At 40.5% G+C, this 14081-nt stretch carries 8 protein-coding genes; 4 read left to right on the top strand and 4 right to left on the bottom strand.

All coding sequences use genetic code 11. The features are described from left to right. Positions 1–107 precede the first annotated feature (107 nt). The gene (locus QOL44_RS04685; RefSeq protein ID WP_009059015.1) at positions 108–1217 is read left to right on the top strand and encodes a hypothetical protein; all 1110 of its coding nucleotides are present in this window, start codon (positions 108–110) and stop codon (positions 1215–1217) included. Positions 1218–1231: 14 nt separating this feature from the next. Continuing rightward, positions 1232–1897: a YrhA family protein gene (locus QOL44_RS04680; protein WP_009059016.1), complete on the top strand. Its 666-nt coding sequence runs from the start codon at positions 1232–1234 to the stop codon at positions 1895–1897. A gap of 158 nt (positions 1898–2055) precedes the next feature. On the opposite strand, the gene QOL44_RS04675 is transcribed toward QOL44_RS04680, so the two are convergent. Beyond that, positions 2056–3318, bottom strand: a complete 1263-nt coding sequence (locus tag QOL44_RS04675; protein ID WP_009059017.1) for a glutamate-5-semialdehyde dehydrogenase — start codon at positions 3316–3318, stop codon at positions 2056–2058. Continuing rightward, complete coding sequence (gene proB / locus QOL44_RS04670) at positions 3278–4087, bottom strand: glutamate 5-kinase (RefSeq protein WP_009059019.1); 810 nt, start codon at positions 4085–4087, stop codon at positions 3278–3280. The genes QOL44_RS04675 and proB overlap by 41 nt, the downstream gene beginning before the upstream one ends. A 107-nt stretch (positions 4088–4194) precedes the next feature. Here proB and QOL44_RS04665 point away from each other — a divergent pair, with 107 nt between their 5' ends. Both QOL44_RS04665 and QOL44_RS04660 read left to right on the top strand, forming a co-directional pair. Beyond that, positions 4195–5031, top strand: a complete 837-nt coding sequence (locus tag QOL44_RS04665) for an NAD-binding protein (protein WP_009059021.1) — start codon at positions 4195–4197, stop codon at positions 5029–5031. Between the two features lie 20 nt (positions 5032–5051). Then, complete coding sequence (locus QOL44_RS04660; protein WP_009059022.1) at positions 5052–5942, top strand: bifunctional 5,10-methylenetetrahydrofolate dehydrogenase/5,10-methenyltetrahydrofolate cyclohydrolase; 891 nt, start codon at positions 5052–5054, stop codon at positions 5940–5942. 63 nt (positions 5943–6005) lie between these two features. Here the strand turns inward: QOL44_RS04660 and rpoC are convergent, their stop codons facing one another. Both rpoC and rpoB read right to left on the bottom strand, forming a co-directional pair. Beyond that, positions 6006–10178, bottom strand: coding sequence for a DNA-directed RNA polymerase subunit beta' (gene rpoC, locus QOL44_RS04655; RefSeq protein ID WP_009059025.1), 4173 nt, complete (start codon positions 10176–10178; stop codon positions 6006–6008). 22 nt (positions 10179–10200) lie between these two features. Continuing rightward, positions 10201–14070, bottom strand: coding sequence for a DNA-directed RNA polymerase subunit beta (gene rpoB, locus QOL44_RS04650; protein ID WP_009059026.1), 3870 nt, complete (start codon positions 14068–14070; stop codon positions 10201–10203). Between the last annotated feature and the right edge of the window lie 11 nt (positions 14071–14081).

The following is a 14081-nucleotide window of genomic DNA, read 5'->3' as shown; positions in this document are numbered from 1 at the left end:
CAGTAAATTCATATTCCAAGGTCTTGCAATGGAGTTTTCGAACAGGGTTTTTTAAACAAAAAGCTCTTTTTTTTAGTGCCCTCTTCTTATCAACCCACTCCTTTTTTATGAAAAAGAAAAGGAGTCTATTACGAGATTCTAAAGGGAACATTATTCCCTCAAAAGAGATGGTCTTAAAAGTGGATCGAATGCTTAAAAACCTTGATGGCCTTGCTAGCCCTTCTTCTATACTTCAGGGTTGTCCAGAGGCCCCCGGAATAGTTCTAGAAAAATCGATCGTCACACCGCTGGACAAAGAAAGTAAAAATTACAAAAAAATCGTTAAAGAATATGAAAAAATAAGGCCTCAATTCTTAGCAGCCCTTGCTTCTCATCCAGTAGGCAAATCACTTAGTCTCCTTGCCGTTGGTAAGGAGGGTCTAGAACTCATGAAAAAAGGGAAAGTTCCCAAAAAAAACTTAGGAACCATCCTTGATGAAGATGGTATTCGGCGTAATGCCATAGCTTTTTATAAGGTTAAAAGGCTGCGTCAAAGCAGCATGGAAACTATCAAAGACAGTTATAATTGTCATCATGTCATTCAGAAAAGTGTCCTGTCCAAAAATCATCCTTCTCCAAATGATCCAGCCAATCTTGTACTTGTTCAAACTTTTAAAAGCAACAACAACCAAATGAATCCGCACCATTTCTGGCATGCCATTTTTCTTCATCCACAAATAAATGGGAACACCCAAACACCACAACCATATTATGCAGTACGACCTCTCTTTCCTATTTATCCTCCCATTCAAAAACCGATCCATTCGGTCGAACAGTTGCGTAAAGAATTAAAAATTCTTGATCCACAAGCAAGTCTCCCACTTTCTTGGGAAAATAAAATTGTCGCCTTCTCTCGTCTTATCGGAGAACAGCCATACCAGATTGATCAAAAATATAGAAAAGCTATAAAGCTTTTCCAAAAAATACATTCCAAAGAAAACAAGGAACAATCGAAAAATATTTATGTAAGAAATCAGGCTGCGAAAGAAGCAAGTTGTTTTGCAAAAGACTGGCTACCTGCGGGCGCCATTATCAATGGAATCAAGCTTCCTTCGACCCATAAACCAAAATTTATATTGCCAATCATTAACAGTGAAAATAAAATGAATTGGGCAGTGGCATCGTCAAAATTTTATACAAAGGACAATGAACTAAAAAACCAAGCGTTATATCGCTAATCAAAGGCAATGTTATGAAATACCTCGAATATTTAGAAATGGTCAACAAAGAAGAAACCGATGCAGGCTTTGAGCCCTTTAGAGGGAGACCAGAAGAAAAAATTTTGGCTTATAGAGATCAGGTTAAGGAAAAATATGGTATAGAAATTCCAGAAGATTATCTTGATTTTTTAAAAGTTGCAGACGGTTTTGCCCATAATGGGGTTGTCTTTTTTTCCACAGACCATGAAAGAGATGAATTTCAAGTGATTCCAGGATTAATATCTGAAAATCTAGCTATTGGTACCTTCGAGCAAAACAAGGATTATCTCATATTAGGCTATTCCAATCTTTTCTGGTATGCCTATCATTTCCCTACGAACAAATATCTGGCTTTGGATGAGGAGGATCTTCAGGAAGTAGTCGAATTTAAGGATTTCGATGATATGATGACAAGCGTTTTAAAATATGAAGCTTTAGAAATGACTGACGAAGAAGACGAAGAAGGCGAAGAAGACGAATCCGAAGAAAGTCTGTACACTGAAGAAATTCTCATTGAAGAGTGGGAAGAAGAGGAAGAAGAAATAGATGAGAAAGCAGAAGCAGACAAAGAAAAATTAAAAGAAGAAGATTCCTCAAAAGAACAAGAAAAGCAAAACAAACAAGAAAAGAAAAATGGCAATGGGAAACAGCATGGTTAAGTTTAAAAGAAATCCGTTAAGATTTTGAATTAAGAATACATCTCGTATAAAAACTTGCCTTTGAACAGAATCAATGGTTTTTCAACTATCAAGAGAGTATAAGCTAATGCGTGTTATTTGTTGTTTTAATATTATAATGCTTTTATTTCACTAGTCTTTCAGTTTCGAACCTGACCATTTCCATAAATAAGATACTTATAAGAAGTAAGCTCTTTCAGCCCCATGGGACCACGAGCGTGGATTTTGTCCGTACTGATACCTATTTCGGCTCCAAATCCAAATTCAAATCCATCGGTAAAACGTGTGGAAGCATTCCAGTAAACGGCAGCGGAATCGATTTTGTGTAAAAAAGCCTCTGCTGCAGCAGGGTCTTCCGTTACAATCGCATCGGAATGATTAGACCCATATTGATGGATGTGATTGATGGCTTCGTCAAGATTGCTAACAATCTTTATTGATAAAATAAGATCTAGATACTCTGTGGACCAATCCTCTTCCGTAGCGGTACTTATTCGATCTCCCATTATGTGAAGACATTTTTCATCACCACGAATTTCCACTCCCCTATTTTGCAGTTCACTGACAATCAAGGGAAGAAAATCCGAAGCAATTTTTTCATCCACCAAAAGCGTTTCCATAGCATTACAGACAGCCGGCCTTTGACATTTAGCGTTCAAGACAATGTCCAAGGCTTTTTCAAAGGAAGCTTCGCTGTGGATATAAACATGACAAATCCCCTGATAATGCTTAATGACCGGTACTTTTGCATTGTTCATTACCGTTTCAATCAATCCTTTTCCTCCTCTTGGTATTAGCAGATCGATGAAATCTCTTTGTGCGCAGAGAATGGGGATAGACTGCCGATCGGTTGTGGGAATAAGAATGACAGCGTCTTCTGCAATATTCGTTTTCCTAAGTCCTTCGCGTATAGCAGTAACAAGCTCCTTATTTGTGTTAAAAGCTTCCGTACCTCCTCTAAGAATAGCTACATTGCCTGATTTCAAACATAAGGCTGCAGAATCAACAGTGACATTAGGTCTTGATTCATAAATGATTCCAATGACTCCAATTGGAACTCTCACTTTTTTAATCAATATTCCATTAGGTCTTTTCCATTGCTCGATAGTTTCTCCAATTGGGCAAGGAAGCAAGACTATGTCTTCCAAGGATTTTAGAAGGGCTGTAAACCTTTTTTCCCCAAGAAAAAGTCTATCTATGATCGCCTCGGAAAGACCCATAATTTTTGCGCTATCAATATCCCTATCGTTAGCAGAAAGAATGACTGTCTTTCTTGTCTGAAGTTCCTCTCCAATAGCAATCAAAGCTTGATTAATTTTTTCTGTAGAAAGCTCAGACAATAAGCGACTTGCCTCTTTCGCCCTACGGCAAAGACCCTGAATTTGTTCTGACAGTTCTTTCATTTTTTTTCGTTTCAAAAATTGTGCCCAATGGCTCTCCATTATAAATGCGCACTAAAACATTTTTTTCCCTTCCATCAGCAATCTGTGTTAGAATGCCACTTGCTTGAGCTATTTTAGCAGCTTCAATTTTTGTTATCATCCCTCCCACCGATCTCTCACTCCTGGTTCCTTCTGCTAGCTTTTCAATCGTGCTGTCGATTTCTTCTACATAGGAAATCATTTTGTTTTTTCCATTGCTACAATCCATCAATCCAGCAACGTTGGACAGCATAATCAGCCTTTGCGCTTCAGCTAAAACTGCAATATGAGACGAAAGCCGATCGTTGTCCCCAAACCGAATTTCTTCGTAAGAAACACAATCATTTTCATTAATGATAGGTATAATGGTTTTCTTGAGCAATAAATTCTCTAAAAGTTTCTTAATGTTCTTACGTAAAGAGAGACTGTCTAGATCAAAATATGTCACAAGGAGTTGGGCAACATGAAACCCATGAGCTGAAAACAGTTGCTTATAATAATGCATGAGATAAGGTTGACCTAAAGTGGAACATGTCTGAAGTTCCTCAATATTCTCCGGCCTTTTGGAATAACCTAGTATATCCATGCCACAGCTTATAGCGCCAGAGCTGACAATAATCACATCAATATTTTTCTTTTTGATTTCTACGAGCTGCTTTGTAAGATTCTCCATTTGAGGCAAATCAAGAGAACCCTCCCTGGTGCTCAACACTCCTGTTCCTAACTTGATTACCCATCTTTCTGATTTCATGTTTTAAACAATGAAATAATTTAGAATAGCAGAAAAATGACAATAGAAAATAATAAAACGGTCATTTTCTCTCTCTATTTTGTCGTTAAACTATACTAAAAAAACAAATGGCTTATCCAGTATTAATCGTTGGCTGTGGTTATATAGGAAAATTAGTAGCTAAAAGCTTACAACAGAAGAATCAAGAGGTTATCGGTGTGGTAAAAAGCCAAGGGAGTAAAAACCGTTTGCAACAGCTTGGAATTCCTGCGTTTGCGTTAGATATTACCGATCATAATTCTCTCAATTCTCTGCCCAAATTCTCAGCCGTTATTTTTTCTGCTTCTTCAAATAGGGAAGAGCCTTTAGCATTTGAAAAAATCTTTTCAATTGGACTCGACAATGCCTTGAGAATAGCCAAAAATTGTCCTTTCCTATTAGTTTCTTCTACTTCACTCTATACGCATACAGAAGGCCAGTGGGTAGATGAAGAGTCTCTGGCAACTCCTGCAACTTCCTCTGGAAAAATTTTAAAAAAAGCTGAAGAAAAAGTTTTAGACAGAGGGGGTACCGTTTTAAGAGCATCCGGAATTTATGGACCCCAAAGAGTTTACCGGATCACTGGATTACTACAAAATACCGTTCGGATCGATCCCAGGAAAAAATGGATCAATCAGATCCATGGACAGGATTTAGCAACTGCTATTGTGCATTTTTTAACTATTCCTGGCCTATTTAATATCACAGATGACCTTCCCATTCTCGAGGAAGACTTTTATCGCTGGCTATGTCAAAGATTTAACCTTCCCCTCCCCCCCATTGAACCCAAAGCGCCTCATCCCAAGAGAGGATATTCCAATAAAAGGGTCTCCAATAAAAAAGCTAAAACTTTTGGTTTTATGCTTGATTTCCCGACCTTTAAGGAAGGATATTCTGAACTCATTAAATTTTTTAAAACCCATTGATTAAATTAGGATAAGCTGCAATGAAAGAAGCCAATTTGCTGGACGGTAGGCTTGTGGCACATCAGATCCATAGAGAAACAATGGAAGTTGTTCAGAAGTTGCGACAACATGGAGTTCAACCTTCTGTCGTTTTTATAAGAGTTGGACAGTTCCCACCATCTGAACTTTATGTTAGGATGAAACAGAAGAAAGCTCAAGAACTTGGGATCAAATCCCAAGTCATTTCTTTTGCTGAGGATGTATCACAAAACGAAGTCTTAGAGAAACTCTATCAATTAAATCAAGATCCTTCCATCCACGGTATACTGGTTCAACTTCCACTTCCCAGCCATCTATCTGAGAAAGAAATAGCTCTTGCTATTGATCCCAAAAAGGATATTGATGGATTTCATCCTATAAACCTTGGGAAAATGCTCCTTGGAGAAAAAGACTGCTTTTATCCGTGCACTCCATTGGGTATTCAAGAACTGTTGAAGCGCTACAACATCGAGATCGAAGGAAAAGAAGTGGTTATCCTTGGAAGAAGCAATATTGTTGGGAAACCAATGGCAGCTCTACTACTCCAAAAATCGAAGTATGCGAATGCAACGGTGACTATTGTCCATTCCTTCAGTCAAAACATCAAAGAACATTGTCAGAGAGCCGATATCCTGATAGCCGCAATGGGTAAAGCTCGGTTTGTAACAAAAGATTTTGTCAAAGCTGGCGCAGTGGTTGTTGATGTTGGAGTTAGCAGGGTTGCTGATGCTTCCTCACATAAGGGATTTAAGATTGTTGGAGATGTTGATTTTGATGAAATAAAAAAAATAGCCTCCTGGATTACTCCAAATCCAGGAGGAGTTGGTCCCATGACCATAGCAATGCTGTTATCCAATACCGTTAAAGCCGCTGAACTTTCTCTCTTTTCATAATTTCTCGTTTTCTGCTTCTGCAATATCCTGCACTTTTTCCATGAGATCTCAGTTCGAGGCCCCTTATGTTCCAGCTTGAGGAATCCATTTTTCTTCTAAAGTACTACCTTCTCCATTTTCAGAAGCCTTCTGCTCCTTTTGTTCTTCTTTGCTTTCAGCAGGTCTGAGCTCCACCAACCGAATATTCCTATACACTCTGAATCCAGTACCTGAAGGGATTAAATTCCCCATAATGATGTTTTCCTTAAAGCCTCTGAGAGGATCTACTTTTCCAAGCGTAGCCGCATCCGTTAAAACCCTTGTCGTATCCTGAAAGCTGGCAGCCGCTATGAAGCTGTCCGTGTCCAAGGAAGCTTTAGTAATTCCAAGAAGGACTGGCACCCCAACAGCGGGCTTGCCTCCTTTAGCTTCAACGATTCTATTTTCTTCTTCAAATCTTAATCGATCGACTTGTTCTTCCCACAAGAAAGAAGTATCCCCGGAATCAAGAATTTTTACCTTTTTAAGCATTTGTTTGATAATAATCTCAATATGCTTATCATTGATCTCGACTCCTTGTAGTCTATACACTTCTTGCACTTCATTTAGTAGGTATTCCTGTAATTCCTGAATACCGCATACTTCGAGAATTTCTTGGGGTACAATCGGCCCTTCTGTTAATTGTTGGCCCTTTTTAACAACATCTCCCTTATAAACAATCAAATGTTTAGAAAGGGGAATCAGATGCTCTTCTTCTATCCCCGTTTCTACATCCCTAATCAATATCCTTCTTTTGCCACGGATAATTCCTCCATCTTCCACAATCCCATCTATTTTGGCAATCTCGGCAGAATCTTTGGGTTTTCTTGCTTCAAAAAGCTCTGCAACTCGAGGTAACCCTCCAGTTATATCCTTTGTTTGAACCATCTTTCTAGGTGTTCTAGCTATTCTTTGTCCAGCTACTACCTTATCTCCTGGCTTCACTTCGATTCTTGCTCCTGCGGGAATACCATAAAAAGCAATAACTTCTCGTGTGTTTTCGTCCAGGATGAGTAACTGAGGATGAAGATCATGTTTGTGCTCAATGACAATCGTGCTAATCTGTTTGGTCGTTTCATCCAACTCCTTTTTCACAGTTACTCCTTCAATGATATCCCTAAATTCAACAATGCCCCCCTTCTCCGTCAAAATTGGAACATTATAAGGATCCCATTGAACAAAAACCTGTCCTTTTTTCACCTTCTCTCCATCTGGAATCAAAATAATCGATCCAACAATGACTGTATGTCTTTCCAATTCCCTCCCTGAGGGATCCAGAACAGCAAGGTAACCGCTTTTACTTAACACTATGAAATGGTTTTCAGCTGTTTTAACTGTCCGAAGATCAATGTACTGGACGATGCCATCGTTTCGAGCTCGAATCTGAGGTTGTTTGAAGACCTGAGAGGCGGTTCCTCCGATATGAAAGGTGCGCATGGTCAGCTGTGTGCCTGGTTCTCCAATAGATTGAGCAGCAATCACTCCAACTGATTCACCAAGCTTTGCCATTTTATTTGTAGCCAGATTCAACCCATAACACATAGCACAAACGCCCCACTTGTTTTCGCAGGTCAAGACAGAACGAATCTTGACTTTTTCTACTCCAGCCTCTTCTATCTCTTTAGCTTTCCTTTCATCGATGAGTTCTCCAGGTTGGATGATTTTCTTCCCGGTCATTGGATCGAAGATTTCATCACAACAGACCCTTCCATAAATCCTTTCGGATAATTTCACAATTTCTTCATCCCCCTCATAAATTGCTTTGACGATTATTCCCTTATTCGTCCCACAATCTTCAGCAGTAATCACCACGTCTTGGGCAACATCATGCAATTTTCTTGTCAAATAGCCCGCATCAGCCGTTTTTAAAGCTGTGTCAGCAAGTCCTTTCCTTGCCCCATGAGTACTGATAAAATATTCCAAAACAGAAAGTCCTTCTCTGAAATTTGAAATGATGGGTCTTTCTATAATTTCCCCAGACGGCTTGGCCATGAGTCCCCTCATTCCAGCAAGTTGTCTGACTTGTTGCCTATTCCCTCTGGCTCCCGAATCCACCATAAGATAAAGAGGATTGTACTCCGGTCTTCCTAGATTACTCTCCAATGTCTTGTAGATCACACTAGAAATTTCTTCCGTAGCTTGTGTCCAGATATCTACAATTTTATTATATCTTTCTCCATCAGTTATAGCCCCAGATCTATATTGCCGCTCCACAACATTGACCATCTCATAAGCTTTTGCAATGATCCTGGATTTCTCAGTGGGAACAATCATATCATCCATTCCAATGGAAATGCCAGCTTTTGTGGCTTCAGAAAAGCCTAGCTGCTTGAGCTTATCAAGACATTGAACCGTTTTCTCCCTGCCAACCTTTTGATAGCACTTCAGGATTATTTCTCCAAGCTGCTTTTTACCAGCAGGCTTATTGTAAAAACCGAGTTCTTCAGGCCATATTTGATTAAAGATGACTCTTCCAGGAGTGGTCTCAATAACTTTTTTGTTTTTATCACCAAAAATCGTCTCTTTCCCATAATCTGGATTTTTAAGAAAAATGAGATCATGAACCTGCAAATTTCCATCATTGTAAGCAAAGATGACTTCCAAAGGATCGGAAAATAGCGGCTTTCTTTTTTGTTCCTGAGCTTTGCTCTTCAAGGGAGCTTGCGTTATGTAGTAACAACCAAGCGTTATATCTTGGGATGGCGTAGTGATCGGCTTGCCGCTGGAAGGCGAAAAGATATTCAATGGAGCAAGCATTAAAAGTCGAGCCTCCAACTGTGCTTCTATGGAAAGCGGAACATGGACAGCCATCTGATCCCCATCGAAATCAGCATTGTAGGCAGTACAAACCAAAGGATGGATACGAATCGCATCTCCTTCGATAAGGATCGGTTCAAAAGCTTGAATAGAAAGCCTGTGCAATGTAGGAGCTCTGTTTAAAAGAACTAAGTGTCCGGCAGTTACTTGTTCAAGAACATCCCATACCAGTGGATCCTGTTTTTCAATCATCTTCTTAGCCGTTCGCACCGTATGGACATGCCCAAGCTCTCTCAGTCTTCTAATCATAAAGGGTTCAAAAAGAACAAGAGCCATTTTTTTTGGAAGACCACACTGGTGGAGCTTTAACTCTGGGCCGATAACGATGACTGATCGACCGCTATAATCCACTCGCTTACCTAACAGATTCATCCGGAACCTTCCCGTTTTTCCCTGAAGCATGTCCGATAACGATTTCAGTGGACGATTCCCCGCTCCAGTAACAGCCCTTCCATGCCTGCCATTATCCAAAAGGGCATCTACAGCTTCCTGCAACATCCGTTTTTCATTTCTGATAATCACATCAGGGGTTTTCAACTGCAGAAGAGTTCGTAACCGGTTATTTCGATTTATGACCCTTCGGTAAAGATCGTTCAAATCAGAAGTGGCAAATCTTCCTCCTTCAAGAGGAACTAAAGGCCTTAAATCTGGAGGAATCACAGGCAGCACCTCCAATATCATCCATTCAGGCCTCGTTTCTGAGCTTATAAGTCCTTGAACTAGTTTCAGCCTTTTCGAAAGCTTCTTTTTAAGTTGTTTACTTCTCGTTCCTTCAATCGCTCTGGAAAGATCATTCGCAAGGGATTCCAAATTGATTTGCTTTAAAACATCTCTTACAGCTTCCGCTCCCATTTTCGCCACAAAGGAACCCTCCCCGTATTGTGCCAATGCGTCTCGATATTCCTGTTCGGAAAGAAGCTGTTTGAACTTCAAAGGCGTTTTCCCTGGATCTACCACAAGATAATCTTCATAATAAATCACCCGCTCAAGATCCTTTGCGGTCATATCCATCATCAAACCCAATCGACTAGGCATGCATTTTAAAAACCATATATGAGAAACAGGCACAGCAAGTCGAATATGCCCCATCCGCTCTCTTCTTACCCTTGATAAAGTCACTTCTACGCCACATCTATCACAAATAACCCCCTTATACTTGATTCTTTTGTACTTCCCACAAGCACATTCCCAATCTTTTGTTGGCCCAAAAATCCTTTCGCAAAACAATCCCCCTTTTTCGGGTTTAAAGGTCCGATAATTAATAGTTTCCGGGTTGCGTACTTCTCCCTTACTCCATGATTCGATCGTTTCAGGGGAAGCAATTGAAATTTTTACCTCATCAAACCCTATTGTTTTTTGAAAACCAAGCACCTGGCGAGCTGTTAAATTATTTGCTTCCATATCATCTTACTCCTTCTTTATTTTAAGCTGCTTCACCCCCATTCAAGGCTTTCGAAGAGGTTGGTTTCATATGTAAGCCAAACGAATCCGATCGCTGGCCGATGGTGACTTCAAGACACAACCCTTGCATTTCTTTGACAAGCACATTAAAAGATTCTGGTGTTGTCGTCTCTAAGTAATTTTCCCCTTTAACAATGCTCTCATAAATTCTCGTTCGACCTTGCACGTCATCTGATTTAACTGTTAACAACTCCTGCAAGACATAAGCTGCGCCATACGCTTCCATTGCCCAAACTTCCATTTCACCAAACCGTTGGCCACCATACTGCGCTTTGCCCCCCAAAGGCTGCTGCGTTACTAACGAATAAGGTCCAACTGCACGGGCATGAATTTTATCAGCCACCATATGATTAAGTTTCATCATGTAGATCACTCCAACAACCACTCTCTGATTAAACCGTTCTCCAGTTCGACCGTCATATAGGATGCTTTTCCCATCTTCATCCATACCCGCCTTCACCAAAAATTCCCGTATTTTCTCTTCTTTAACCCCATCAAACACAGGAGTGGCCACATTGAACCCTAATTTCTTTGCAGCTATCCCAAGATGGGTTTCAAGCACTTGCCCTACATTCATTCGAGAAGGAACCCCCAGCGGATTAAGAACAATATCTACAGGGGTACCATCAGGAAGATAGGGCATGTCTTCTACGGGAACAATTTTTGAAACAACTCCTTTATTCCCATGCCTTCCAGCCATTTTGTCTCCAACCGAAAGCTTTCTTTTGTTGGCAATAAATACTTTTACCTGCTTGATGATCCCAGGTTCTGTATCTTCCCCACTTTCTATTTGATCAAGTTCTAACTCTCTATCGTTTCTTAGTTGTTCAAATTTGGCTTCAAAATTCCCAATAATATCAAAGATCTTGGAACGAATTGGACTTGGATCAATCTCAATCTTATCGTAGGCTTGAGCCATTTTCCTTAAAAGAACCTTCGTGATTTTCCGGTTAGCAGGGATGATGATTTCTCCTGTCTCCACATTAACCACATCAAGAGGAATTTTCTCATTCAGTAAAATATTGGAAAGGGCCTGCGTCAGTTCTTCCCGAAGCTCTTCTTCTTTTTTATCATATCTTTCTTCAATCTCTTTGATTTTCTGTTTGGCTTCCGAAGCATTTATCTTCTCTTTTCTAACACGAGCAGTCCCGGAACTGACTCGTACATCCATTACAATGCCATAGGTGCCCGATGGGACCCTCAAAGAAGAATCTTTCACATCAGCAGCTTTTTCTCCAAAAATGGCTCTTAAAAGCCTCTCTTCTGGAGCCAGTTCGGTTTCGCTTTTAGGTGTTATTTTCCCTACGAGGATATCCCCGGGTTTAACTTCCGCACCAACTCGAATGATTCCATCAGGGCCAAGGTTTTTTAGTGCCTCATCTCCTACATTAGGAATATCCCTAGTGATTTCTTCCGGTCCCAATTTCGTATCCCGAGCTACGATCTCAAATTCATCGATATAAATACTTGTAAAAAGATCTTCTTTAACAATCCTTTCTGAAACAATGATAGCATCCTCAAAGTTATATCCATTCCAAGGCATAAAGGCCACAAGTAGATTTCTTCCCAGAGCAAGTTCTCCATTCTGCGTACTTGGACCGTCGGCTAGAATATCTCCTTTTTTGACCACCTGCCCTTTTTTCACAATGGGTTTTTGATTGATACAAGTCCCAGCATTAGATCGCATGAACTTGTTGAGCTTATATATGCCAACTTCCTTTTCAGAACCTTGTTTGATTTTCTTTTTCTTAAGATCAGCAATAGATCCAGTTGGCGTCACAATGATTTCATTTCCCGTAACGGATGCTACAACACCATCTGTTTCACTAACAACCACAGCTTGAATGTCCCTAGCAACCCTTTCCTCAATTCCTGTACCCACAATCGGTGCTTCTGGCTGAATGAGCGGAACAGCCTGCCTTTGCATATTAGAACCCATCAGTGCCCGATTCGCATCATCATGTTCAAGAAATGGAATGAGCCCTGCAGCTATAGAAACTATCTGCTTGGGCGAGACATCAATGTATTCTACTTTTTCTCTTTCCACTTCCATAAACTCTCTGCGAAAGCGGACAGCTACTCGCTGATCTAATATCGTTCCATCATCAGAAACAGCCGTATTGGCCATGGCTATCACGTAATTTTCTTCCTGATCAGCTGTAAAATAAACGATTTCATTGGTTACCTTGCCATTAACTACCTTACGATAAGGCGTTTCCAAAATGCCGTATTCATTAAAGCGACTGTAAGAAGCCATCGTGGCAATAAGCCCAATATTTGGTCCTTCTGGAGTTTCGATAGGACAAATCCTTCCATAATGGGAAGGGTGCACATCTCTGACCTCAAAACCGGCTCGTTCTCTTGATAAGCCCCCTGGACCTAAAGCCGAAAGCCTTCTCTTATGAGTCAGCTCTGAAAGAGGATTAATTTGATCCATCAACTGAGAAAGCTGGCTGCGAGCAAAAAAATCTCTTATTGTAGCCGATAACGCCTTAGGATTAATCAATTTTTGAGGGGTCATTCCTTCCGTATTGACATCAAAAAGCGTCATCCGTTCCTTGACGAGTCTTTCGGTTCGAGCTAGTCCCATTCGACATTGATTGGCTACAAGCTCACCAACTGCACGAACGCGCCTACTCCCTAAATGATCAATATCATCTGTAATCCCTTCCCCCTTTTTAAGTTTTATTAAATAGCGGGTGGCAGCCACAAGATCTTCCCAAGTCAATATGCGAATCTCTGGATCTACTTGAATGTTCAATTTTTGATTGAGTTTATACCTGCCAACCCTTCCTAAATCATATCTTTTTGGATCCAGTAGAAGCCTTTTCAAAAGGAGTTTTGCATTCGATTCAGTTGGGGGGTCTCCAGGCCGCAACCTTCTATATATTTCTTTTAAAGCCTCAATTGGATCTTTCGTTGGATCTTTCTTTATACACTTAATCAGCGTATCATCATATTGTACATCGACTACCTGAATCGTCTTAATGCCCAAATCCAACAGCTGCCTAACCACGCTTCTTGTTACTGGCTCATAAGCCCTAGCCAAAACCACCTCTGGGTTATTGGGATCTCGCACTTCGTTAACGAGCACTTTTGTGGCAACTTTTTCTTCTTCAATACCCTCAGAAAGATTAATTTCCTCAACCGTGTAAAAAAGTCTGATAATTTCTTCATCCCCACCTGTCCCTAAGGGAGACGAGGACCCAGACAATGCAGCGGCAAGGGCTCGCAACAAGGTCGTAATAAGAAATTTTCTTCTCTTTTTCCTTCTGTCCAAGTAGACATAAAGCAGATCGTTGGAATCAAAGGCAACTTCAAGCCAACTGCCTCTGTCAGGGATGATCCGAAAGGAATAAAGCGTCTTTCCGTTACTATGAAAAGAAGATTCAAAACAGATTCCAGGAGATCTATGCAATTGGTTGACTATGACCCTTTCAGCCCCATTGATGATGAAACTTCCCTGAGGAGTCATCATCGGCAACTCTCCCATGTAAACCTTCTCTTCCTTTACCCCTTCCTCATCTTTAAGTCGAAACGTAACATGCAAAGGGGCTGCATAAGTTTTTCCATCCCGAAGACAATCAATAGGACTAAATTTAGGGTCGCCAATTTCGTAATTGACATACTCTAGCCTGACTTTCCCATCGTAACTTTCTATCGGAAAAACTTCCTGAAAAACTCCATGCAACCCCTCAGGTTTCCTATCCTGTGGAGCTACCGAGAGTTGGAGAAAATCGGCATAAGATTTTGTTTGATGTTCAATAAGATTAGGCAAACTCAATCCTTCCCGAATTTTCCCAAAATTGATTCTCTGCATTTTCTGATTCATATCCTAAGCCC

It is taken from the genome of Candidatus Methylacidiphilum fumarolicum, assembly GCF_949774925.1.
Classification (GTDB): domain Bacteria; phylum Verrucomicrobiota; class Verrucomicrobiia; order Methylacidiphilales; family Methylacidiphilaceae; genus Methylacidiphilum; species Methylacidiphilum fumarolicum.
The sequence above is the reverse complement of the archived record's forward strand: the minus strand, read 5'-3'. Positions and strand labels throughout refer to the sequence as shown.

Bases quoted from the DNA above. Each gene is read 5' to 3' on its own strand.
- rpoC (WP_009059025.1), bottom strand. From the start codon at position 10,178: ATGGAAGCAAATAATTTAACAGCTCGCCAGGTGCTTGGTTTTCAAAAA.
- proB (WP_009059019.1), bottom strand. From the start codon at position 4,087: ATGAAATCAGAAAGATGGGTAATCAAGTTAGGAACAGGAGTGTTGAGC.
- QOL44_RS04660 (WP_009059022.1), top strand. From the start codon at position 5,052: ATGAAAGAAGCCAATTTGCTGGACGGTAGGCTTGTGGCACATCAGATC.
- QOL44_RS04680 (WP_009059016.1), top strand. From the start codon at position 1,232: ATGAAATACCTCGAATATTTAGAAATGGTCAACAAAGAAGAAACCGAT.
- QOL44_RS04675 (WP_009059017.1), bottom strand. From the start codon at position 3,318: ATGAAAGAACTGTCAGAACAAATTCAGGGTCTTTGCCGTAGGGCGAAA.
- QOL44_RS04685 (WP_009059015.1), top strand. From the start codon at position 108: ATGAAAAAGAAAAGGAGTCTATTACGAGATTCTAAAGGGAACATTATT.
- rpoB (WP_009059026.1), bottom strand. From the start codon at position 14,070: ATGAATCAGAAAATGCAGAGAATCAATTTTGGGAAAATTCGGGAAGGA.
- QOL44_RS04665 (WP_009059021.1), top strand. From the start codon at position 4,195: ATGGCTTATCCAGTATTAATCGTTGGCTGTGGTTATATAGGAAAATTA.